We start from the raw sequence: 22632 nt of genomic DNA, 5'->3' as shown, positions 1-22632 counted from the left end.
AACTCCGCGGGAGGGGCACAGCTCGCGTATACCGACGGTGGCTACTGGGCGGCCGCGACCGGGGCTTCCATCAGGATGGTGCGGCGCGGGTTGGCCGTCACGTTGGGCAGGTCGGCGGCGTGCTCCGGGGCCGGCGGCGTCTGCAGCGCTTCGGCGTCCTTGAGGTGCGCCAGCGTGGTGCGCCGGGGGTTGGCAATGTTGCGGAACATCGTCGTCGTCTTCATCTGCCGTCAGGACCCTGTCGGTGAGGGCACCGCTCGTCGCGGCGCCGGCTTGTCGGATTCGCCATCCCTGTAAAGCGTCAGGCTAAACATCCGATTCCCCGCGCGAGCCGGGATGAGGCGACGATCATCATGTGAGTTTGCTCACGAACTAATCGACAATTCACTCATTACGGACAGTCGATCGTGATCCAGAAAACGGACATTGCACCACTGAATCCACCATTCCGCTCCTGATCATCGCGACTGGGACACCCCCCACCCCTAGATGACTCGCCCCTAATAGTCCGCTTTACCCACGATCACTCTCCACTGCTTGTTACTCATTCATCACAACGTGTCACCCAGGTCACAGCCCGGTACATGGGCCTTGTTGGAGATCCTGCACTGTGCTGGAATTCCACGCACCGCCGCGGGCTTCAGATCCGGCGCGCCGGGGCGCAACGCAGCGCCGAGTGGCGGCGGGAGGGGGAAGTACGCCGGTCACTCATACGACCACCATGGGGCGCGTCCAGCGCCCCACGACGCCGACACCGTTCTTGTCCGCATACCTGCGGGCGGGACGCCTGGTCCAGAGGTTGCGACGCTAGTGCAGGGACGTTTCAAGAGGGATGGCAGCGCTCCGGCGGAACAGGAGCCGCGCGGCGGGACCGACCGCGGTTCCTCGCCCCAGCACGCCCAGAGCCCCGGGCCGGCCGCTGCCGGCGACAACAGCGACCGTGCGCAGCGCCCGGGCTCCACGACGGGCGGCGGCGCCGAGCCGAACACGCCCGCACAGCCGCGTGGCCCGATCGACACGGGTTCGCGAATAGCGCTCCGTAACTGGCGCATCAGTACGCGACTGGTCTCGCTCCTCGCCCTCCCCGTGGTCGCGGCGACCACGCTGGGCGGTCTGAGGATCAACGAGTCCATGAACGACATGCAGCAGCTGGAACACATGCAGCTGCTGACGAAGATGACCAAGCAGGCGACCACGCTCGCCCGGGAACTCCAGGTGGAGCGCGACCAGTCGGCCGGTCCGCTGTCGAACAAGACCAAGGCCACCGACTACAAGGTCACCGGGCCCCGGGACAAGACGGACCGGGCCAAGGACGCCTTCCTCGACGAGACCGACTCGATCGGTGACTCCGAGGGCGACGAGGCGCTCGACAGCATCCACGCGAGCATCTCGCAGATCGCTTCCCAGCTCGGCACCATCCGTACGATCCGCAAGACGGCGTACGAAGAGGGCACGCCGAGTCTCAACACGATCGACCAGTACAACCAGCTGATCACCTCGCTGCTGAGCCTCTCGCAGGACATGGCGCAGGCGACCAACAACCCGGACATGATCAAGCGGACCCGGGCCCTGGCGGCGTTCTCCTCCGCCAAGGAGTACGCCTCGGTCCAGCGCGCGATCATCGCCGCGGCGCTGCCCGGCGGTTCGGTCAAGGAGCCGCACCTCAACCCGAACGACCGGCAGTTCGGCTCCAACGCGCTCGCCAAGGAGTCCCGCGCCCTCACCTCGTTCAAGACGATCTACGGGACGACCGGGGAGAGCGCCGAGGAGCTCATGGCTCCCCTGGACAACGGCAACCCGGAGATCAACGCCGGGAACATGTACGCCAAGCGGATCCTGGACACCACGAACGGGATCGAGGGCAAGCAGGTCCGGTCCTACCTCGACTGGTACGACCAGAGCAGTATCAAGATCAAGGCCATGGAGACGATCGAGGCCACCCTCCTCAGCGACATGGAGGCCAAGGCCCGCGAACTGCGCCAGGCCTCCCAGCGCGAGGCGATCGTCAACGGTGCGGTCATCCTCCTCGTGCTCGGCGTCTCGCTCGTCGGCGCCTTCGTGGTGGCCCGCTCCATGATCCGCTCGCTGCGCCGCCTCCAGGACACCGCCACCCGGGTCGCCCAGGACCGGCTGCCCGAGCTCGTCAAGCAGCTCTCCGAGACCGACCCGCAGGACGTCGACACCTCCGTCGAGTCGGTCGGTGTGCACTCCCGGGACGAGATCGGCCAGGTGGCCGCGGCCTTCGACGACGTGCACCGCGAGGCCGTCCGCCTCGCCGCCGAGCAGGCCCTTCTCCGGGGCAACGTCAACGCGATGTTCACCAACCTCTCGCGCCGCTCCCAGGGCCTCATCCAGCGCCAGCTCTCGCTCATCTCCGAACTGGAGTCCCGCGAGGCCGACCCGGACCAGCTCTCCTCGCTCTTCAAGCTCGACCACCTCGCGACCCGCATGCGCCGTAACGGCGAGAACCTCCTCGTCCTCGCGGGCGAGGAGCCGGGTCGCCGGTGGACCCGCCCCGTCCCGCTGGTCGACGTGCTCCGTGCCGCCGCCTCCGAGGTGGAGCAGTACGAGCGCATCGAGCTCTCCGCGGTGCCCGCCACCGAGGTCGCCGGCCGGGTCGTCAACGACCTCGTGCACCTGCTCGCCGAGCTGCTGGAGAACGCCACGTCGTTCTCCTCGCCGCAGACGAAGGTCCGGGTCACCGGTCACGCGCTGCCCGACGGCCGGGTGCTCGTCGAGATCCACGACACCGGCATCGGCCTCTCGCCCGAGGACCTCGCCGCGATCAACGAGCGGCTCGCGCAGCCGCCGACGGTGGACGTCTCCGTCTCCCGCCGCATGGGTCTGTTCGTGGTCGGCCGTCTTTCGCTGCGTCACGGCATCCGGATCCAGCTGCGCCCCTCCGACTCCGGCGGTACGACCGCGCTGGTCATGCTGCCCGTCGACGTCGCGCACGGTGGCAAGCAGCCGCCGTCCAAGCAGGGTTCCGGGCAGCAGTCCGGCGCACCGGGCGGACTGCTCGCGGGCAACGGGAACGGCGCGGGCAGCGGCCAGCGCGCCGGTCTCGGCAGTGGTCCGGGCGGTCCGGGTGCCAAGAGCCTCGGCGGTGGGCCCGGCGCCCAGCGCGGCCAGGTCGGCGCCGGCGCGGGTCCCCGGGCGGCGCTGCCGTCCCGGGACGGTTCGGCGGGCCGGCAGCAGGGCCCGCAGGGCGGCGGCCAGCCGAACAACGACGGCCCGGGTCAGGACTTCCCGGCCCAGGGCCAGGCGCCCCAGCGCCAGGGCGGCGGTCTCTCCGGCGCCTTCGGCAACAGCGCCCGGCTCGGCGCCCGCGGCGCCCAGGGCGGCTCCCCGAGCGAGGCCCCGGCGCAGCCCAACCTGTTCGGGCACGGCGCTCCGCCCTCCCCCGGGCAGAACGGCCGCCCGGGCCCGTTCGCACCGCAGAACCAGCAGAACCAGCAGGCCCCGTCCGGCTGGCAGAACCAGCAGGGCCAGCAGAACCCGTCGAACCAGCAGGGCCCCGGGGCGCAGCAGCCCCAGGGACGGCCGGGACAGAACGGCCCCGCCCAGGGCGGTTTCCCGCAGTCCGGCGGCCCCGGCCGTCAGCTGCCGCCGCCCGGTGGACCGCGTGCCGAGCTGCCCGGGGGCAACCCGCAGCCGCAGCGTCCGGCGGCCACCAGCTGGGGCGCCGACACCCCGCGCGGTCACGAGGAGCACGACACGACCGGGCAGTTCGCCCGGCCGGCGGGCCCCGGCCAGGACCCGTTCGCCCCGCCGAACCAGCGGCCGGCGGACGACCGGCAGGGCCCGGGCGCGACCTCCGAGTTCGCCCGTCCCGACTTCTCGGCTCCCGGGGCTCCGCAGGACCGCTCGTACCCGCAGCAGGCTCCGCAGGGCCAGGACCCGGCGAGCACCGCGCAGTTCGCGCGGCCCGACTTCGGTGTCCCGCAGCAGCCGCACCAGGACCAGCAGGGCCAGGGCGGCAACCAGCAGGGCCAGGGCGGCTATGACCAGGGCCAGGGCGGTTACGACCAGGGTCAGCAGCAGCTGCCCGCGCCGCGTCGGCGTGGCCCGGAGGGCAACGACTTCGGCGCCCCGCGTCCGGCGCTGCCGTCCCAGCCTCAGCAGCCGGAGGCCCTGCCGCCGGCCGGTCCCGGGGACGGGCGTACGCCGCTGTACGACACGCTGGAGACGAACTGGTTCCACGGTCCGGGCCAGGGCGGCCAGCAGCAGCCCGCCGAGCCGCAGGCGCCGGCCGCTCCGGAGCCGACCGGTGTGCCCGTTCCGCCCATGCCTCAGCGTGGTGCGGCCGACCCCTCGGTCACCAGTTCCTGGCGGGCCTCGCCCAACGACGAACTCGTACGCCAGGCCGAACGGGTCAAGAAGCCCGCGGCCGGCGGTGTCACCACTTCCGGGCTGCCCCGCCGTGTTCCCCGCGCCAATTTGGTTCCGGGGACCGCACAGCAGCAGAATCACCAGTCCGGACCTCAGGTTTCGCGTGCGCCCGATGACGTGCGCGGTCGTCTGACCAATCTCCGCCGGGGCATCCAGCAGGGTCGGCAGGCCAACAACGGCTCGCAGACCGGCAGTATCCATCTCGGCCCCACTCACCAGCAGGAGCGTTAGTTGAGCCCCATGAGTCAGGCCGCGCAGAATCTGAACTGGCTGATCACCAACTTCGTGGACAACACCCCAGGGGTGTCCCACACGGTGGTGGTCTCCGCGGATGGCCTGCTGCTGGCGATGTCCGAAGGATTCCCGCGCGACCGCGCCGACCAGCTCGCCGCTGTGGCGTCCGGGCTGACCTCGCTGACCGCGGGCGCGTCCCGGATCTTCGAGGGCGGCGCCGTCAGTCAGACGGTTGTGGAGATGGAGCGGGGATTCCTCTTCCTCATGTCCATCTCCGACGGCTCGTCCCTCGCCGTTCTTGCCCACCCGGACGCCGACATCGGTCTGGTCGGGTACGAAATGGCCCTCCTGGTCGACCGTGCGGGCACCGTCCTCACGCCCGACCTCCGCGCCGAACTCCAAGGCAGTCTGCTCCACTAGACGGCCATCCAGCGGATTCACGACACGATCCCCCCAGGTAATGCCCACAACCCTCACCCGACAGGCCGCTTTAGTCCCCTCACCGGCCCCTTGCAGACGGCAAGCCGAGAACCTGCTGTCACGCCCGGAGGATTCATGACCCCGCCACCCGCCTCACCCGATCCGTACGGCGCACTGCACCACGCGTCGTACGACGGGGAAGGCGACCAGCCGCTGGTACGTCCTTATGCCATGACCGGCGGCCGGACCCGGCCGCGCTACCAGCTCGCGATAGAGGCTCTGGTCAGCACGACGGCAGACCCGGCGCATCTGGGGACCCTGCTCCCCGAGCACCAGCGGATCTGCCACCTCTGCCGTGAGGTCAAGTCGGTGGCGGAGGTGTCGGCACTGCTGTCGATGCCGCTCGGCGTCGCCCGAATCCTGGTGGCGGACCTGGCGGAAGCCGGCATGGTGGCCATCCACCAGCCGGGCAACGGAGAGGCCGGCGGCGCGCCGGATGTGACACTGCTCGAAAGGGTGCTCAGTGGACTTCGCAAGCTCTAGCGGCGGTACGGGCCGCGCCACCACCTCGGCGAAGATCGTGGTGGCGGGCGGCTTCGGCGTGGGCAAGACCACGTTCGTCGGGGCCGTGTCGGAGATCAACCCGCTGCGCACCGAGGCCGTCATGACGTCCGCGTCCGCGGGCATCGACGATCTGACCCACACCGGGGACAAGACGACGACCACCGTCGCCATGGACTTCGGCCGCATCACGCTCGACCAGGACCTGATCCTGTACCTCTTCGGTACGCCGGGTCAGGACCGTTTCTGGTTCATGTGGGACGACCTGGTCCGCGGCGCGATCGGCGCCGTCGTCCTGGTCGACACCCGCCGTCTCGCCGACTGCTTCCCGGCCGTCGACTACTTCGAGAACAGCGGCCTCCCGTTCGTCATCGCCCTCAACGGCTTCGACGGACACCAGCCCTACACGCCCGACGAGGTACGTGAGGCGCTCCAGATCGGTCCGGACGCGCCCATCATCACCACGGACGCCCGCCACCGCGCGGACGCCAAGAGCGGCCTGATCACCCTGGTCGAGCACGCTCTGATGGCACGCCTGAAGTAGTCCTTCCACCAGGCGTAAGTCGATATCGGTATACGGAAGTTGCAGTAGTCACGCGGGGGCGGCCTGTGTCGTTTGACACGATCCGCCCCCGCGTTCATAACGTTTCGACAGAGAATTGACTCCACTCCGCCACCCGATGCATCCATTCGGTGCCACTGCGCTCACATGAGCCCCGCCTTTTGACGGGGCTCACTCTTTATGTCCGTTTTATCTGAGGCCTGGGCCACTCGGAATCAACGATTCCGAGTGTTTGGAACGGGGCCGGTACCCGTGCTGCAATTCGACGAACTCCCCAGTAGTACGGCCCTGAACGAAATAATCCGGCACAGCGTAGGTGCCGACGCCGAGAGGTTGTTGGTCGAGTGAGGCGAAGCAACGAGGGCTCCGCGGCGCAGCCCGAGCGGGGCAACTTCACCCCGCCCTCGCGCGCTGCGGCGTCCCCTGCGGATGTGCCCGGCACGGAGCCCGCCGAGGGCGGCAGCACCAGTCGGCTGTCCCCGCGCAACTGGCGCGTGGCCACCCGGCTGAACGCGATCCTCCTGATCCCGGTGCTGGTCGGCCTGGTCATGGGCGGTTTCCAGGTGAAGGGCTCCATCGACACCTGGGGCGAGGCGCAAGAGGCCGAGAAGATCGCGGTTGTCGTGCGTGCCGCGTCCGACTACGGGCAGGCGCTGCTGAACGAGCGCGACCTCACCGCGGAGCCGCTGCTCTCGGGCGACCGTGACGCCGATGTGGTCGAGCAGACCCGGGCCACCACGGACGAGGCGGCGCGGAAGTTCGACGCCGCGGTCAAGGACATGCCGTCGAAACCGGGCCTGGAGCGCCGGCTGAAGCTGTTCAAGGGCGAGGAGCCCAAGCTTCCCGAGCTGCGCAAGGCCGCCTACTCGCAGGCCCTGGACCCGGTGAAGACCGAAGAGGGCTACGTCCAGGTCCAGCACTCGCTGATGGAGTTCTCCAACGAGCTCGGCCTCGGCACCGGCAACATCACCAGCTACGGCCGTACCGTCTACGCGATCGAGCTGTCCAAGGCTGCAGAATCGCTTCAGCGCTCGATCGGCATGCACCTTCTGGTGCGCCCGAGCCAGAAGCCGGGCACGTACAACGACCAGGTCAAGGCCTTCGGCTCGTACAACTACCTGGAGCAGATCGCCCTCGGCGAGTTCAACTCCGGTGGCACCCAGGCGGACGTCGACCGGCTCAAGCAGGTCATGACGGGCAAGGCCGCCGAGGGCGCCAAGCAGCTCAAGGCCGCCAAGGAGCAGGCCGAGGCCGCGGGCAAGCCCTTCGTGGCGCCGCCGAGCATCGACGGTTCGGTCTTCGACGGCATGGCCCAGGAGATCGGCAAGGGCCAGGACCCCAAGGACCTGGCGGCCAAGGGCATCACGCCCGAGACCTGGATGGCGGCGGCCACCGCGAAGTTCGAGGGGTACGCCACCGTCGAGGACGAGCTCGTCACGAAGGCGGTGGACGAGGCCGCGGACATCTCCTCCGACGCCAAGACCGACGCCATCGTCGACGGCCTCATCGTCGTCATCGCGCTGCTGGCCGCGTTCATCCTGGCCGGGCTCATGGCCCGCCAGATGAGCCGCTCGATGCGCCAGCTGCGTACCGCCGCCTTCGGCATCGCCGAGCAGCGGCTGCCCTCCCTCGTCGACCAGCTCTCGCGCACCGACCCGGGCCGGGTCGACACCCGGGTGCAGCCGATCCCGATCACCACGCAGGACGAGATCGGCGAGGTCGCCCGCGCCTTCGACCAGGTGCACCGCGAGGCCGTCCGGCTCGCCGCCGAGCAGGCCATGCTGCGGGGCAACGTCAACGCGATCTTCACCAACCTCTCGCGCCGCAACCAGTCGCTCATCGAGGGCCAGCTGACCCTCATCACCGACCTGGAGAACAACGAGGCCGACCCGGACCAGCTGGAGAGCCTCTTCAAGCTGGACCACCTGGCGACCCGTATGCGCCGCAACGGCGAGAACCTCCTCGTCCTCGCGGGCGAGGAGCCCGGCCGCCGCTGGGACCAGCCCGTGCCCCTGGTCGACGTCCTGCGCGCCGCCTCCTCCGAGGTGGAGTCGTACGAGCGCATCGAGCTGTCCGGCGTTCCCGAGGCCGAGATCCACGGCCGGGCCGTCACCGACCTCGTGCACCTGCTGGCCGAGCTGCTGGAGAACGCCACCACGTTCTCCTCGCCGCAGACCAAGGTCAGGGTCACCGCGACCCGGCTGCCCGACGGCAGGGTCATGGTCGAGATCCACGACAAGGGCATCGGCCTCACCGCCGAGGACTTCGCCGACATCAACCACAAGCTGGCCAACCCGCCGACCGTGGACGCCGCGGTGTCCCAGCGCATGGGCCTGTTCGTGGTCGGCCGGCTGGCCGACCGGCACGGGATCCGGGTCCAGCTGCGCCCCTCGGGCGAGCAGGCCGGGACCACCTCGCTGGTCATGCTGCCGGACGCCATCACCCACGGTGGCGGTGGCGAACCGGGCGGCGGCCAGGACGACTTCACCGTCTCCTCGATCATCCCCGAGCAGCAGCAGGCCTTCGAGCCGGCGCCGCAGCAGGCTCCGATGCGTACGGCGGCGGAGCTCGGCTTCGACGACTCCCGCTACGAGATCCCGGCGGACCCGGGTCAGCTGGACCCGGTCAACCGCTCGCTGATGCGCGAGGAGCGCAGGGCGGCCCTGGAGGCCCAGACGGGCACCGGCGGCCCGTTCGGCGACAACTCCCAGGAGCAGCAGGGCTACGCAACGGATCCGTACGCGGGCGACCCGTACGGCGGGCAGCAGCAGCCGCAGCAGGGGTACGCCGACGAGCAGTACGGCCAGGACCAGTACGGGCAGCAGCCGCAGCAGGACCAGTTCCAGGGCTCCTACGAACAGCAGCAGCAGTACGGCGCCGGGGACGGCTATCCGCAGCAGGAGCAGCAGCCGCAGCAGGGTCAGCAGCGCCCCGGAGACGGCTTCCAGGAATCGGCATATGCAGTGCCCGACGACCGGCAGGGCCCGTACGCCGACGCGTACGCGGCTCCGGCCGCCGACCAGTCCCACCAGGACGACTGGCCTGTTCAGAGCGGTTTCCAGAACACTTATGAGCCGATTGCTCCCGCCGCATCGGAATCTGTTCCGAGCACGCCCGCGGAGCCGTCGGAGCGCGTAGGCTTCGACCGTCCGGGACCCACCCCGAACGTCGGCCACGAGCTGACCGAAGCCGGTCTGCCGCGCCGCGGCGGTCAGCAGCACTGGCAGCCCGGCCCCGGCGGCCGCGCCGACGACCAGCCCGCTCCGACTCCGCAGCGCCGGCCGCAGCAGGAACAGCGGCAGGACCCGCAGACGGACGGGGACGGCACCGACGACTGGCGCTCGACGAACGACGAGCGCTGGGAGCGGGCCGAGAAGCTCCGTGAGCCGAAGGCGGGCGGAATCACCCCCTCCGGTCTCCCCCGGCGCGTACCCAAGGCCAACCTGGTCGAGGGCACGGCGGAGCAGACCCAGCAGGGCGGCCCACAGGTCTCCCGCGCTCCCGAGGACGTCCGCGGCAGGTTGAGCAACCTGCGGCGGGGGATCCAGCGGGGACGCAGCGCGGGGTCGGACACCAGTACCACCTACAACCAGGAGCGTTAGTGTGAGCCCGATGAGCCAGGCGGCGCAGAATCTCAACTGGTTGATCACCAACTTCGTGGACAACACCCCCGGGGTGTCGCACACGGTGGTGGTCTCCGCCGACGGACTCCTGCTGGCGATGTCCGAAGGTTTCCCGCGCGACCGCGCCGACCAGCTGGCGGCCGTCGCCTCCGGTCTGACGTCGCTGACCGCGGGCGCCTCGCGGATCTTCGAGGGCGGCGCCGTGAATCAGACCGTTGTGGAGATGGAGCGGGGATTCCTGTTCATCATGTCCATCTCCGACGGATCCTCGCTCGCCGTTCTGGCCCACCCGGACGCCGATATCGGTCTGGTTGGGTACGAAATGGCCCTTCTGGTCGACCGCGCGGGCAGTGTCCTGACTCCGGACCTCCGCGCCGAACTTCAGGGAAGTCTTCTTAACTAGTAGACAGACAGTGCGTTTCTCGCCACCGCGCCATAAAGTGCGGTGGCGCGGCCCCACTGGGATCGGCGACCGGCAGTCGGAGGAGGAAACGTGGCAGCACCCACAGGCGGGCACCCATACAACGGTGACCAGAGGGTTCCGGGTGAGCACGGTGACAACCGTTTCGGCTTCCCTGCCGCTCCTGGCGGGCAGGGCCCCGGGCAGTATCAGCCATATCAGCAGCCGCAGCAGCAACAGCCGCAGCAGGGTGCTCACGGCGCGCAGGGGTCCGAGTGGCCTCCGCAGCAACCGGGGTCGGGGTGGCCGCAGCAACCGCAGCAGCCCCAGCGGTACGACGCGCCCCAGCGGTCGCGTATTCAGCCGGTGCAGCAGCAGCGGCGGGCTCCCGAGCCCGAGAAGCCCGCCGCCCACAACCCGTTGGTCCGTCCGTACGCCATGACCGGCGGCCGGACCCGACCGCGTTACCAGCTCGCCATCGAGGCGCTGGTCAGCACCACGGCCGATCCGTCCCGGCTGCAAGGGCAGTTGCCCGAGCACCAGCGGATCTGCCGGCTCTGCATCGAGATCAAGTCGGTCGCCGAGATCTCGGCCCTTCTCTCGATCCCCCTCGGCGTTGCCCGGATCCTCGTCGCCGACCTGGCCGAGGCCGGACTCGTCGCTATCCATCAGCCCGGCGGCGACGAGGCCGCCGGCGGCCAGCCAGATGTGACACTGCTCGAAAGGGTGCTCAGTGGACTTCGCAAGCTCTAGCGGCGGAGCGGCCCGCTCCACTACCTCGGCGAAGATCGTGGTGGCAGGGGGCTTCGGCGTGGGTAAGACCACGTTTGTCGGTGCCGTTTCGGAGATCAACCCGCTGCGCACCGAAGCCGTGATGACGTCCGCCTCGGCGGGCATCGACGATTTGACCCACACCGGGGACAAGACCACCACGACGGTGGCCATGGACTTCGGACGTATCACCCTGGACCAGGACCTGATCCTGTACCTCTTCGGTACGCCGGGTCAGGACCGTTTCTGGTTCATGTGGGACGACCTGGTCCGCGGCGCGATCGGCGCCGTCGTCCTGGTCGACACCCGCCGTCTCGCCGACTGCTTCCCGGCCGTCGACTACTTCGAGAACAGCGGCCTCCCGTTCGTCATCGCCCTCAACGGCTTCGACGGGCACCAGCCCTACACGCCCGACGAGGTGCGTGAGGCGCTCCAGATCGGTCCGGACACCCCGATCCTGACGACGGACGCCCGCCACCGCGCGGACGCCAAGAGCGCGCTCATCACGCTGGTCGAGCACGCCCTGATGGCACGGCTGCGCTGAGCCTCCGGGTTACGGCACGACGGAAGGGCCCCGCACTCCTGAGGAGTGCGGGGCCCTTCCGTATGAGGTGGAGCGGGCGGGTGGTCAGCCCTGCCAGCTGTGCGGGGCGCGGAAGCCCGGCGTGCGCTCCAGACGGCGCCAGCCGGCGGTGTCACGGCCCCGGTGGGCGGGGGCGGCGGGCTGGGCGGCGGCGCGGGCCATCAGGACGGCGGTGATGGCCGCCAGCTCCTCGGGGTCGGCGTGACCCTTCTCGACGCGCAGGACGGACTCGGCGGACGTCAGGCTCATGGTGGGGTGTCTCCGTCTTCTCGGCAGGATGTCGTGGACCGTGCGGCGGATCGCGCCGCTGCGGCGGAGGACTACTGCGGGGGGTTGCCGTGCTTGCGGGACGGCAGGTCGGCGTGCTTGGTGCGGAGCATGGCGAGCGAGGCGATGAGGACCTCGCGGGTCTCGGCGGGGTCGATGACGTCGTCGACGAGGCCGCGCTCGGCCGCGTAGTAGGGGTGCATCAGCTCGGCCTTGTACTCCTTGACCATGCGGGTGCGCATGGCCTCGGGGTCCTCGGCGTCCGCGATCTGGCGGCGGAAGATCACGTTGGCCGCGCCCTCGGCGCCCATGACCGCGATCTCGTTGGTCGGCCAGGCGTAGGTGAGGTCCGCTCCGATGGACTGGCTGTCCATGACGATGTACGCGCCTCCGTAGGCCTTGCGGAGGATGAGCGAGATCCGCGGCACCGTGGCGTTGCAGTAGGCGTACAGGAGTTTGGCCCCGTGGCGGATGATCCCGCCGTGCTCCTGGTCGACGCCCGGCAGGAAGCCGGGGACGTCCAGAAGGGTGATGATCGGGATGTTGAAGGCGTCGCACATCTGGACGAAGCGGGCGGCCTTCTCGGAGGCCTCGATGTCCAGGACGCCGGCCAGGGCCTGCGGCTGGTTGGCGACGATGCCGACGACCTGGCCGTCGAGGCGGGCCATCGCGCAGATGATGTTGCGGGCCCAGCGCTCGTGGATCTCCAGGTAGTCGCCGTCGTCGACGAGCTCCTCGATCACCTGGTGCATGTCGTACGGACGGTTCCCGTCCGCCGGGACCAGGTCGAGGAGGACGTCGCTGCGGCGGTCGGCCGGGTCGTCGCTCTGAGCCGTCGGCGGGTTCTCGCGGTTGTTGGAGGGCAGCATCCCGATGAGGTACCGGACCTCCGCGATGCACGTCTCCTCGTCGTCGTACGCGAAGTGCGCCACGCCCGAGGTCTCGGCGTGCACGTCCGCGCCGCCGAGACCGTTCTGGGTGATCTCCTCGCCGGTGACCGCCTTCACCACGTCCGGCCCCGTGATGAACATCTGCGAGGTCTCCCGGACCATGAACACGAAGTCCGTCAACGCCGGGGAGTACGCCGCACCGCCCGCGCACGGGCCCAGCATCACGCTGATCTGCGGAATCACACCGGAAGCGCGGGTGTTGCGCTGGAAGATACCGCCGTAACCAGCGAGCGCCGAGACGCCCTCCTGGATACGGGCGCCCGCGCCGTCGTTCAGCGACACCAGCGGCGCACCCGCCGAGATCGCCATGTCCATGATCTTATGGATCTTCGTCGCGTGCGCCTCACCCAGCGCCCCGCCGAAGATCCGGAAATCGTGCGCGTACACGAAGACCGTCCGGCCCTCGACCGTCCCCCACCCGGTGATCACACCATCGGTGTACGGCTTCTTCGCCTCCAGCCCGAACCCCGTCGCCCGGTGACGCCGCAGCTGCTCGACCTCCTTGAACGAACCCGAATCCAGCAGCAGCTCGATCCGCTCCCGCGCGGTCAGCTTCCCCTTGGCGTGCTGCGCCTCGGTCGCCCGCTCACTCGGTCCGCGCAGCGCCTGCTCGCGCAGGGCCAGCAGTTCGGCCACCCGGCCTCGGGCGTCGGTCGGCTCGCCCTGGGTTTCGTCCACAACGGTCATGTACCGACCCTACGAACCCCGACCCAGAAATCGTGCCGTCGACTCCGAACAGTCTCCTGCCCGGTTTCGTGGTGGGAGTGAACAGAACCACGGCATCGTGCACGCGATCCACCAGCGAAACGCCGCCTCGCCTTGTGGAGACCCCACAAATGGCGGATGTGCCGTGGACCACATGCCCCTGAGGGGGCCCGAAGGCCCCCTCAGTATGGCCCAGCACGGTTCAGCCCGGCTCCACCACGGAACGACCGCCGTTCGGCGTAGGTTCAACTTCCGCAGTGGAAGCGGGCGTTGCCCCAGTCGGCGTGGTCGTTTCCGTTGCCGTCGCCGCCGTCCCGGACGACCAGCTCGACGTACTTCGCGCCCGTGACGTCGGCGGTGAGCTTCCAGGCGGGGTCGGCCGCCCCCAGTACGGGCGACACCACCTTCTCCGTACCGTCTGCCGCGACCGAGAACCGTACGCTGCCCCGGGTGGCCTGGACGTCGTCCACGCCCACCTCGGCGGTGAAGGAGGTGCACTTCCCGCCCAGGTAGTAGCGGATCTTCGCCGGGGCGTGCGTGCCCAGGCCCTTGTCGTAGGCGACGCCGCCGATCTTCAGCGGTCCGCCGTCGCCGGCCCCTGCCTCCCCGTTGGACCGGTCGCGCTCGACCGGGCCCCAGCCGTTCTCCGAGGCCGTCCAGTCGAGATCACTGGCCCAGCCGTCCTCGGTGGGCGGCGGCGGGAGCGTACGGACCGAGGTTCCCGCGCCGAGCGTACGACCGGCTCCCGCGACGGCGTACGTGGCCCGGGCGTCCAGCGCGTACGTGTCGTAAGGGGCGTCCACCGGCGGGGTGACCCGCCAGCTGCCGGTGACCTTCGCGCCCGGGGCCACCGAGTCGAAGGCGACCGCGCCCACGGGCTCGGCCTGCCAGCCCTCGGGCACGGTCAGCGCGAGCTCCACGCCGGTGGCGGCGCTCGCCTCGTCGTTGCCGAAGGTCGCCTTCACCGTGTTCGGGGCCCCGGGCTCCAGGGTCTCGGCGTCCGCCGCCACGTCGAGCGTGCCGCAGACGGCCTCCTGCCCGGCGGGGGCCGGTCCGAGGTCGGTCACGGTGAAGTCGTCGAGGACGAAGTCCGCGCCCTCGGGTGCTCCGGCGAGCTTGCGCAGCCCGGTCCAGGTGTCGCCGCAGCCCGCGGTGAGGGTCCGGCTGAACCGCCCGGTGGTGCGCTGCTGCCCGACCGGGGTGGCCCGGGTCTCGGTCGAGGCGGCCTTGCCGTCGGCGACCCGGTCGTAGCCCTCGACCCAGCTGTAGGCGCCCGCGTGGCTGGACTGGTAGGCGAAGTCCACCTGGTAACGGTGGCCGTTCTTCATCGGGACGGTCCAGGGGGCGGTGCGGTAGACGAGGCCGGTGTTCTCCTCGTGCGACTTCAGCGACTCCTTCCCCCCGAGCACGTCGTCGATCAGCTTTCCGTTCCAGCCGGACTGGGTGTACGGGGCGTTCAGCTGCGAAACGCTGGTGCGGGGGTCGGTGGAGCCGCCCGCGTTGCCCTTGAGGAAGGGGCCCCAGCCCTGGTCGACGGCCTCGAAGTCCTCGTACGCCACCGTGCCGGGGCGGGTCGCCGGGGCGTTCGCGACGATCCGTACGTCATCGGCGCGGACCTTCGCCGTGGAACCCGCCGCCGCCTCGATCCGCAGGGTGGTTCGGCCGTTCGCGGGGGCGGTGAAGGTGACCTTGGCGCGCTGGAAGGAGGTGCCGTGCCAGTCGGACGCGGCGACGAAGTCCTCGGCCGTGGACCGCTCGACGGCCACCGACGTGCCGCCCGCGCTCAGCACCGTACGGCGGCTCTCGCCGGGCTCGACCTCGATCAGGGCGGAGGCGGTGTAGCGCTTGCCGGGTGTGAGGCCGGTGACGGTCTGGGCGAGCGCGGCCGTGCCGGAACCGGACAGCTCGGCGCTGTTGCGGCCCTGCTCGTCGGTGTCGCGTACGGCGGTGCCGGTCTTCGTCCAGCCCGTGAGGTCGCGGTCGTTGAAGCCGGGGTCCTTGAGACCGGTCCCCTGTCCCCAGTCGGCGGCGGTCTCCTTCGGGGCGCGGTCGGGGTAGAGGACGTAGGCCTGTCCGGCGGTGGCGGTCAGCGTGATCTTCCCGCCGGAGGGGCGGACCGTGGCGGCCTTCTTCCGGCCGTTGTCGCTCAGCTCATAGACGGTGTACGCGCCCTTGCCGGGCACCTCCCAGCTGCTGGTGCCGCCGGTCTCGCTGTAGTGGTAGAGCTTCTTGCCGCCGTCCCACGGCAGCAGGTAGTCGGTGCCGCTGAGCACCTTGCGGCCCTGGTCGTAGAAGGTCCGCTGCCCGTTCTCGACCGTGCCGCGCACCCCGCCGGTGAAGGTGATGTCGTTGCCGTCCCAGCGGGTGATCCGCTGCTGCTGGAGGTACTTGGCGGGGAGGTTCTTCTGCCAGATGTTGGCGGTGAAGGCGTTCCAGTCGGTCTCGCCGGTCCAGCCCTCGAAGTCCTCCAGGGCGCTCTGGCCGAGGACCGGGTGGTTGTTCCAGATGTCCTTCTCGCCGTTGCGGATGAACCGGATGATCTGCGAGTTCAGACCCTTGTTGGTGGCTCCGCCGTAGTTGAGGTCGTTGGCCCAGTGCGACCAGAGCGAGGCGCGCTCGAACTTGTCGGCCCACTCGGTGCCGACGGTCCAGCCCTGCTTCTGGACGGCCTGGATCGTCTTGTCGGCGATCCAGCCGTGGCTGTAGTAGACGTCGATGTAGAGGAAGTCGAGGTTCTGGTCGGTCTCGTCGCGCAGCTGCCGGAAGCGCTTCTCCAGGTCGCCGCTGTTGATGTCGCGGCGCTGGTCGATGTAGTAGCTCTGGTTGAGCCAGTTCCAGCCGGGCTTGGTCTTGTCGACGAGCTGCTCGGAGAAGGCGTTGGCCTCCGGGTAGGACTCGGTGGCGTTCACGTGGACGCCGAAGTCGGCGCCCCACTTCTTGCCGGCCTTGAGCAGGGTGTTGAGGTCCTTCAGCCCGCCGGCCCGCTTGTTGTAGTTGCCGCCGTAGTCCGGGTGGGCGGAGTCGTGGCCCTCGGAGCCGTAGCCCTTGAGGACGGCGAGCTGGCCGAGGCCGTCGGTGGCCTTGGAGATCCGCTTGACGTCGTCCAGGGTGCGCAGGAAGGGGTGGGTGGCCTGGCTGGCGAAGTTGAACGGGATGTGGGTGACGACGCGCTTGGCGGTGTCCTCGCTGCCGGGCGCGGTGACGCCGATGGAGCGGAAGGCGACGGCCCCGTCCTGCCAGTCGACGGCCTGGTCGCCGTTGGCGTCCGGGGTGACGACGACCTTGGCCCACGGCAGGTTCGCGCCGCTCTCGGGCTTCGGCGCTCCCTCGCCCCGGTAGGTCCACTGGCCGGACCAGACGCCGACCCGGACGCCGCCGCCCTCCTCGGTGCGCGCTTGGCGCCAGAAGCGGGCGTCGTCGCCGCCGGTGGGCCCGGAGGGCTTGTCGTACGAGGAGTTCGACTCGATCGCCGCGGCGAGGGAGCCGTTGTTGAGGATCGCGTAACTGGCCCCGACGGGCGCGGTGTCGGGCTTCGTCTCCGCGGTCACCTTGCCGAAGACATCGGCGGTGCGGGTGGAGTCCGGGTCGAGCGTGGTGAACGCGGTGGCGGCGCCGGCCTCGGTGGACCCGACGGAGATCAGGTCGTGCCCGGGGATGTCGATGGTCCCGACCCGGAAGGCGGACGTGTCGCGGACGGCGGTGACCTTGAAGGTGGTGACCCGCCCGGAGACGGTGAGCGAGGCGTCGATCTCGACGCCCGGCAGCGCGTCGAAGGCGAGGGTGTAGCGGGCGGCGTCGCCGCTGATCCTCGGCGCGCCCTTGAGCTTCACCGGGCGGGCGGTCCCGTTGAGGGTGACGGCGGTGACCGGCCGGGTGGAGCCGAGCAGCTGCTCGCCGCTCGCCCGGTCGGTGTACGACAGGACGCGCGGGAAGTCGTCGGCGACGGCGACGGCGAGCCGGTCGGACCGGATCACGGCGGACCCGGTGACCTCCGCCGCTTCGGCCGGGGTGGGAGACGGCGGGGCGGCTGCGGCGGGGAGGGCGGCCCCCACGAGCGCCAGGACGGCGGTGGAGGCCGCGGCGACCAGGCCGGGGCGAGGGAATCTTGGCGACATGGCCCCTGAGTAGTCGCCCTGTCCGGACACCGTCAACGAACTTCGGCCGCGGGGGCCGACTCCGTCCAACAACCCCGGTGCGTTAGTCCAAGTCAGGAGAGGGCGGAGGCGTACCGGGGGCATGTCCGCCTCCTGGCGGCCGACTTCATCTCTTGGCGGTCGCCGTCCTCCGACGGTCACGGTTCGCACCCGCTCGGTTCCGGCAAGTACCGCTTCGGGGCGTCGAGTTGTGAAGACTCGGAATTTTTGAGAGCGCTCTCAGTCACAAGTCTTGACGCTCGTGCCGGGCCTGGCGAGAGTGGTGCGCACCGCAGGCACCCCCACGGTTCCTGACCCTCCCCGCGCCACCCCCCACCCCCGCCTGCGGCCCCCCACCATCTCGGGAGTCCCCTCGTGATTTCACGCCGAATGTTCCTGACCGGCGCCGCCGCCTCGGCCGCGGCGCTCACGTACCCCGCCTGGGGCACCGCCCTCAGCCCGCGTGCCTCGGCGGCGCCCGCCACCTGCGAAATCGCCCTGGAGAACAAGTCGTTGCCGGGCACGGTGCACGCGTACGTCACCGGCCACGAGCTGGGCACCGACCGCTGGGTGCTGCTCCGGCCGAACGGCGAGGTCTACCGCCCCGACTCCCCCGGCGCCCCGCAGACCCCGCTGCCCGTCGACTGCGCGATCCCGCTCAACGGCGCGGGCGCGGCCCCGGTGGTGCTGACCCTGCCGCAGATGTACGGCGCGCGGGTCTACTTCGTCCGCGACGACAAGCTGGACTTCTTCCTCAACCCGGGCCCGTCCCTGGTGGAACCGGCCTTCGCGACGCCGACGGACCCGAACTACGGGCGGACCTGGGCCTTCGCCGAGTTCACCTTCAACACCGAGCAGCTGTACTCCAACATCAGCTACGTGGACCTGATCACCGCGCTTCCGATCGGCATCACGCTGGAGGGCGACGGCACCCACGTGGTGGCCCCGCACCCCGAGGGCGCGGTGGAGCGGATCGCCGAGGACCTCACCGCCCAGGCCGCCGCCGACGGGCAGCCGTGGGACAAGCTGATCACCCGGGGCGACGACGGCAAGGTGCTGCGGGTCGTCTCGCCGCAGAACATCATGGCCCCGTACTTCGACCGGCCCGCCGAGATGCCGTTCCGGGACCTGTTCACCGCCCAGATCGACGAGGTCTGGGAGAAGTACCGCTCCGAGGACCTGCGCATCGACCTCCAGGGCGGCCGGGGCACGCTGGCCGGCCGGGTGAGCGGTGACGTCCTCACCTTCGAGGGCGGCCACACCTTCACCAAGCCGGAGACGAAGGACATCTTCACCTGCAACCACGGCCCGTTCACCAACAACCCGGGCGACTCCGACGACAAGAAGGCGATCCTGGCCCGGCTGGCGGCGGGCTTCAACCGCTCGATCATGCTGAGCCACCCGAGCCAGCCGAACGGCACGTCGACGGCGGACTACTACAAGACCCCGGTCACCAACCACTGGTCCCGGGTGGTCCACGCGAACAGCCCGATCGGTTACGCGTTCCCGTACGACGACGTCCGCCCGGACGGCGAGCCGGACGTCTCGGGCGCGGCGCACGACGGAAACCCGCGCCGCTTCACGGTGAGCGTGGGCGCCTGACGCCCGCCCGGTAGGACCGTGTGCCCCCCGTCCGTGCGGCGGGGGGCACACGCATGTCCGGAGTCGGCGGGTGCGGACTCGGCGTGTCCCGACTCCGGCCCGCCCGGCATCCGATACCTCATCAATTGACACGGTGTGCGGCGTTCTTGACTTCGGCCCGGCGCCCCGGGACGGTTCCGTATGCGAATGAACCGACTCCCCCGCCGCATGCTCGCGGCGGTCGCCGCCGGATTCCTGCTCACCGCGGCGGCTCCGGCGCACGCGGACCCCGCCCCGCCGCCCTCGCCCGCCCCGCAGGCCCCCGGCGCGCACGGCCTGCCCGCCTTCCAGAAGAGCTACGGGCTGCCTCCGACCGGCCGGATCGACACGGCCACCGCCCACCTCCTCAAGACCGCCCCGGACAGCGAGCTGCGGGCGTTCTTCGCCGCCCCGTCCGACCTCGGCCCGGAGCAGCTGGCCCACGCCCGGACGGTCATCGGCGTCGGAAAGGGGGCGGACCTCTCGGAGGAGGCGCAGATCATCGCCCTGATGACGGCGATGCAGGAGTCGAAGTTCGTCAACCACACCACGGCGGTCGACCACGACTCGCTCGGTGTCTTCCAGCAGCGCCCCAGCATGGGCTGGGGTACGCCGGCCCAGATCACCCACGTACCGACCGCGTCCAAGTCCTTCTACGGACTGCCCTCGCCCAGCGCCAACCCCGGGCTGCTCCAGATCGACGGCTGGGAGTCGATGGACCCGGGCGACGTGTGCCAGGCGGTGCAGCGGTCCGCGTACCCGGACCGGTACGCGCAGTGGGAGGACTTCGCCCGGGACCTGCTGGCGCAGGAGGGCCCGGACGCCGATCCGATCCCGTGACGCGGTGGGGGCCGCCCTTGGTGCGGGGCGGCCCCCGGGCCTGCGCCGCGGTCAGCAGCCGCCGCAGTTGTAGTACGTGACGTCCCAGTGGTTGCCCTCGTCGGCGTAGATGTTGCCGGAGCCGGACTGGTACTGACGGGCGCCGTCGCCCCGGGTGCCGATGTAGGTGAAGGTGCCGGTGACGTAGTTGTTCAGGCAGGTGCTCTTGGCGAAGTCGAGCTTGTAGCCGTTCCAGTGGGAGTACGTGCCGCCGGCGTGCCCGGTCTCGGTGCCTCCGGTGATCCTGAGCGCGCAGCCGGTGGCGCTCTTGAGGGTCTGCGCGCCCTGGGCGCTGGGCAGGTTGAGCTGGTCGAAGGACGTGCAGGTGGGGTTGGACCGGTCGGAGCAGCCGCCCGAGGACGACCAGGTGATCCCGGACGAGCTGAACCGGGAGGTCGCCTGCGCGTGGGTCAGCTTGGTCACGGCGTGCGCCTCGGTGGCGCCGCTGCCGAGGGCGCCGATCCCGGGCACGAAGAGCGCGCCGAGGACGAGGGCCAGGGCGGTGAGGGCGGAGCGGAGTCGTGGACGGGTCACCATGGGGGGATTCCTCCTGCTCATGACAAAACAGTGGGCGTACGGACACGGGGCCGCGCACGCCGGGCAGGGAGATAGTGCCCGAGTTCTACGCGCGTCCGCCAGAGGGCGGGGCGCCCCGCCCTCGACGGCGACGGCAGGGCCGCGAGGACCGCGCGCGGGACACCCGCGACGGAAAGGTTGAACTTTGAACAAGATGGAGTTACAGTCAATCTCGTTGAAGGTTAAACAACCTCCACGAACACGTCCCCCGAGGAGGAGCCATGGCTCTGTTCACCCGCAAGTCGACCGCCACCACCGTCACCGAGGCCCCCGCGGTGGACCCGGCACTTGCCGCCCTGACCGGCACGTACACCCTGGACCCGGCCCACAGCAGCATCGGCTTCACGGTGCGCCACGCCATGGTCACCAACGTGCGCGGCTCCTTCGGTGAGCACGAGGGCACCCTGGTGCTGGACGGCACGGACCCGGCGAACTCCTCCGCCTCCATCGACGTGAAGATCGCCAGCATCGACACCGGCATCGCCGACCGCGACGGCCACCTGGTCAGCGGCGACTTCTTCGACGCCGAGAAGTTCCCGCTCATGACGTTCCGCTCGACCAAGGCCGAACAGCGCGGCGGCGACACCTACCGGGTCACCGGCGACCTGACCATCAAGGACGTCACGCGCCCGCTCTCCATCGACCTGGAGTTCAACGGCTCCGCCACCGACGTCTACGGCAACGAGCGCGTCGGCTTCGAGGGCAGCACCGACATCCTTCGTTCGGACTGGGGCCTGACCTGGAACGCGGCGCTGGAGACCGGCGGTGTGATGGTCAGCGACAAGGTGAAGCTGACCTTCGACATCTCCGCGATCAAGGCGGCCCCGGCGGCCTGACCTCCTCCGTACACACGCGCAGCGCCCCGCACCCGGATCTCCCGGGGACGGGGCGCTGCGCGTGTGTACGCCGGGCGGCTACTTCGCGACCTTCTCCGCGAAGAGCGGGACGACCTTCTCCAGCGCGTACGAGACGGACAGGATCGAGTCCGTGGCGAACGCCTGCGAGATGTCCTTGTCGTCGAAGACGATGTCGTTGCCCGCCTTCACCGACGGGACGGCCTTGTACAGCGGGTCGTCGCTGATGTCCGTGGCCGGGATGCCGATCGGGGTCATGACCGTCAGATCGGCGTCGAGCAGGTCCAGGTTCTCCTTGGAGACGGAGACGGAGAAGCCCTCGCCGGCCTGGGCCTCGGCCTTCGGGTTGTTCGTGAAGCCGAGCCGCTCGACGAAGTCGATGCGTCCGGTGCCGCCGACGTAGACGCCGAAGCCCTCGGACGTGCGCGAGCCGACCGTGATCGTCTTGTCCTTGAACTCGGGGTGGGCCTTCGCGGCGGCCTCGAACTTCTTCCCGGTCTCCGCGATCAGCTCCTTGCCCTTCTCCGGCACGCCCATGGCAGCGGCGATCATCGTGGTCTGCTGCTCCCACGAGATCTTGTACTGGTCGCCGCCCTTCGGCACGCCCACCGTCGGGGCGATCTTCTTCAGGGTGTCGTAGCGGGTCTGGTCGCCGCTCGACTTGGTGTCCAGGATCAGGTCGGGCTGGAGGGAGGCGATCTTCTCGAACTCCGGCTCCATCGTGCCGATGAGCTCGGGCTTCTTGTCGTACATGCCCTTGGCCCACGGGCCGACGCCCTCGCCGCCGAACGGCAGCCAGTCACTGGCCCCGACCGGCTGGCCGCCGAGCGCGAGCACGGTCTCGGCGTCGCCCCAGCCGAGCGCGACGATGCGCTTGGGCTGCTTGTCGACGGAGACCTCGCCGAACTTCGTCTCGACCTTGGCCGGGAAGGCGCCTTCGGAGGCGCCGCCGGAGGCGGAGGAGGACGCGGAGCTGTCGGAGTCGTCCGACGAGCCACAGGCCGAGAGGCCGACGAGGAGGGCGGCGACGGCACCGGCCATGAGGATGGGGGTGCGGCGGGGGCGCCGGGCACGGGGAGCGGAAGCGTTCATACCCTTTAGG

At 70.2% G+C, this 22632-nt stretch carries 17 protein-coding genes; 11 read left to right on the top strand and 6 right to left on the bottom strand.

Annotation, left to right across the window (positions count from 1 at the left end; all coding sequences use genetic code 11):
- Positions 1 to 41: 41 nt before the first annotated feature.
- Positions 42 to 224 carry a hypothetical protein gene (locus KV381_RS27425; protein ID WP_030084985.1) on the bottom strand — a complete coding sequence of 61 codons (183 nt, stop codon included), beginning with the start codon at positions 222 to 224 and terminating at the stop codon, positions 42 to 44.
- Positions 225 to 810: 586 nt separating this feature from the next.
- Here KV381_RS27425 and KV381_RS27420 point away from each other — a divergent pair.
- The 8 genes from KV381_RS27420 to KV381_RS27385 all read left to right on the top strand — a co-directional run bounded on the left by KV381_RS27420 (position 811) and on the right by KV381_RS27385 (position 11507).
- Positions 811 to 4623 carry a nitrate- and nitrite sensing domain-containing protein gene (locus KV381_RS27420; protein ID WP_218786615.1) on the top strand — a complete coding sequence of 1271 codons (3813 nt, stop codon included), beginning with the start codon at positions 811 to 813 and terminating at the stop codon, positions 4621 to 4623.
- 9 nt (positions 4624 to 4632) lie between these two features.
- A complete protein-coding gene (locus tag KV381_RS27415; protein WP_006127850.1) occupies positions 4633 to 5046 on the top strand; it encodes a roadblock/LC7 domain-containing protein in 414 nt (137 codons plus the stop codon).
- A 135-nt stretch (positions 5047 to 5181) separates the two neighbouring features.
- Positions 5182 to 5589: a DUF742 domain-containing protein gene (locus KV381_RS27410; RefSeq protein WP_003966010.1), complete on the top strand. Its 408-nt coding sequence runs from the start codon at positions 5182 to 5184 to the stop codon at positions 5587 to 5589.
- Positions 5570 to 6151 carry an ATP/GTP-binding protein gene (locus KV381_RS27405; protein ID WP_003966011.1) on the top strand — a complete coding sequence of 194 codons (582 nt, stop codon included), beginning with the start codon at positions 5570 to 5572 and terminating at the stop codon, positions 6149 to 6151. The genes KV381_RS27410 and KV381_RS27405 overlap by 20 nt, the downstream gene beginning before the upstream one ends.
- 362 nt (positions 6152 to 6513) lie before the next feature.
- The gene (locus KV381_RS27400; RefSeq protein ID WP_086779665.1) at positions 6514 to 9771 is read left to right on the top strand and encodes a nitrate- and nitrite sensing domain-containing protein; all 3258 of its coding nucleotides are present in this window, start codon (positions 6514 to 6516) and stop codon (positions 9769 to 9771) included.
- A gap of 10 nt (positions 9772 to 9781) precedes the next feature.
- The gene (locus KV381_RS27395) at positions 9782 to 10195 is read left to right on the top strand and encodes a roadblock/LC7 domain-containing protein (RefSeq protein WP_006127847.1); all 414 of its coding nucleotides are present in this window, start codon (positions 9782 to 9784) and stop codon (positions 10193 to 10195) included.
- 90 nt (positions 10196 to 10285) lie between these two features.
- A complete protein-coding gene (locus KV381_RS27390) occupies positions 10286 to 10945 on the top strand; it encodes a DUF742 domain-containing protein (RefSeq protein WP_193464776.1) in 660 nt (219 codons plus the stop codon).
- On the top strand, positions 10926 to 11507 hold the full coding sequence (locus KV381_RS27385; protein WP_014048542.1) for an ATP/GTP-binding protein: 582 nt from the start codon (positions 10926 to 10928) through the stop codon (positions 11505 to 11507). The genes KV381_RS27390 and KV381_RS27385 overlap by 20 nt, the downstream gene beginning before the upstream one ends.
- Positions 11508 to 11591: 84 nt before the next feature.
- On the opposite strand, the gene KV381_RS27380 is transcribed toward KV381_RS27385, so the two are convergent.
- The 3 genes from KV381_RS27380 to KV381_RS27370 all read right to left on the bottom strand — a co-directional run bounded on the left by KV381_RS27380 (position 11592) and on the right by KV381_RS27370 (position 17583).
- Entirely contained in the window at positions 11592 to 11795 is a 204-nt protein-coding gene (locus tag KV381_RS27380; protein WP_030076048.1) for an acyl-CoA carboxylase subunit epsilon, read from the bottom strand.
- A 71-nt stretch (positions 11796 to 11866) separates the two neighbouring features.
- The gene (locus tag KV381_RS27375) at positions 11867 to 13450 is read right to left on the bottom strand and encodes an acyl-CoA carboxylase subunit beta (RefSeq protein WP_218786614.1); all 1584 of its coding nucleotides are present in this window, start codon (positions 13448 to 13450) and stop codon (positions 11867 to 11869) included.
- 263 nt (positions 13451 to 13713) lie between these two features.
- A complete protein-coding gene (locus tag KV381_RS27370; protein ID WP_218786613.1) occupies positions 13714 to 17583 on the bottom strand; it encodes an endo-alpha-N-acetylgalactosaminidase family protein in 3870 nt (1289 codons plus the stop codon).
- A 408-nt stretch (positions 17584 to 17991) separates the two neighbouring features.
- Here KV381_RS27370 and KV381_RS27365 point away from each other — a divergent pair, with 408 nt between their 5' ends.
- Together KV381_RS27365 and KV381_RS27360 are read left to right on the top strand one after the other, a co-directional pair.
- Positions 17992 to 19203 carry a glycoside hydrolase family 64 protein gene (locus tag KV381_RS27365; protein ID WP_030078832.1) on the top strand — a complete coding sequence of 404 codons (1212 nt, stop codon included), beginning with the start codon at positions 17992 to 17994 and terminating at the stop codon, positions 19201 to 19203.
- Positions 19204 to 19389: 186 nt separating this feature from the next.
- The gene (locus tag KV381_RS27360; RefSeq protein ID WP_373307573.1) at positions 19390 to 20061 is read left to right on the top strand and encodes a peptidoglycan-binding protein; all 672 of its coding nucleotides are present in this window, start codon (positions 19390 to 19392) and stop codon (positions 20059 to 20061) included.
- A gap of 51 nt (positions 20062 to 20112) precedes the next feature.
- Here KV381_RS27360 and KV381_RS27355 read toward each other — a convergent pair whose 3' ends face one another.
- Positions 20113 to 20637: a hypothetical protein gene (locus tag KV381_RS27355; protein WP_030078836.1), complete on the bottom strand. Its 525-nt coding sequence runs from the start codon at positions 20635 to 20637 to the stop codon at positions 20113 to 20115.
- A 260-nt stretch (positions 20638 to 20897) separates the two neighbouring features.
- On the opposite strand from KV381_RS27355, the gene KV381_RS27350 reads away from it, so the two are divergent.
- Entirely contained in the window at positions 20898 to 21512 is a 615-nt protein-coding gene (locus KV381_RS27350; protein WP_030632798.1) for a YceI family protein, read from the top strand.
- A 78-nt stretch (positions 21513 to 21590) separates the two neighbouring features.
- Here the strand turns inward: KV381_RS27350 and KV381_RS27345 are convergent, their stop codons facing one another.
- Complete coding sequence (locus tag KV381_RS27345; RefSeq protein WP_030632797.1) at positions 21591 to 22622, bottom strand: iron-siderophore ABC transporter substrate-binding protein; 1032 nt, start codon at positions 22620 to 22622, stop codon at positions 21591 to 21593.
- Positions 22623 to 22632 lie beyond the last annotated feature (10 nt).

Source organism: Streptomyces sp. WY228 (assembly GCF_019287315.1).
GTDB lineage: Bacteria > Actinomycetota > Actinomycetes > Streptomycetales > Streptomycetaceae > Streptomyces > Streptomyces caviscabies.
Note: the sequence above shows the minus strand (reverse complement) of the source record. Positions and strands in the feature narration are given on the sequence as shown.

What these genes read in the sequence shown, in the direction of transcription:
- KV381_RS27395 (WP_006127847.1), top strand. Translation starts at nt 9,782, where the DNA reads ATGAGCCAGGCGGCGCAGAATCTCAACTGGTTGATCACCAACTTCGTG.
- KV381_RS27425 (WP_030084985.1), bottom strand. Translation starts at nt 224, where the DNA reads ATGAAGACGACGACGATGTTCCGCAACATTGCCAACCCCCGGCGCACC.
- KV381_RS27345 (WP_030632797.1), bottom strand. Translation starts at nt 22,622, where the DNA reads ATGAACGCTTCCGCTCCCCGTGCCCGGCGCCCCCGCCGCACCCCCATC.
- KV381_RS27355 (WP_030078836.1), bottom strand. Translation starts at nt 20,637, where the DNA reads ATGGTGACCCGTCCACGACTCCGCTCCGCCCTCACCGCCCTGGCCCTC.
- KV381_RS27380 (WP_030076048.1), bottom strand. Translation starts at nt 11,795, where the DNA reads ATGAGCCTGACGTCCGCCGAGTCCGTCCTGCGCGTCGAGAAGGGTCAC.
- KV381_RS27415 (WP_006127850.1), top strand. Translation starts at nt 4,633, where the DNA reads ATGAGTCAGGCCGCGCAGAATCTGAACTGGCTGATCACCAACTTCGTG.
- KV381_RS27370 (WP_218786613.1), bottom strand. Translation starts at nt 17,583, where the DNA reads ATGTCGCCAAGATTCCCTCGCCCCGGCCTGGTCGCCGCGGCCTCCACC.
- KV381_RS27375 (WP_218786614.1), bottom strand. Translation starts at nt 13,450, where the DNA reads ATGACCGTTGTGGACGAAACCCAGGGCGAGCCGACCGACGCCCGAGGC.
- KV381_RS27350 (WP_030632798.1), top strand. Translation starts at nt 20,898, where the DNA reads ATGGCTCTGTTCACCCGCAAGTCGACCGCCACCACCGTCACCGAGGCC.
- KV381_RS27360 (WP_373307573.1), top strand. Translation starts at nt 19,390, where the DNA reads ATGAACCGACTCCCCCGCCGCATGCTCGCGGCGGTCGCCGCCGGATTC.
- KV381_RS27410 (WP_003966010.1), top strand. Translation starts at nt 5,182, where the DNA reads ATGACCCCGCCACCCGCCTCACCCGATCCGTACGGCGCACTGCACCAC.
- KV381_RS27365 (WP_030078832.1), top strand. Translation starts at nt 17,992, where the DNA reads ATGTTCCTGACCGGCGCCGCCGCCTCGGCCGCGGCGCTCACGTACCCC.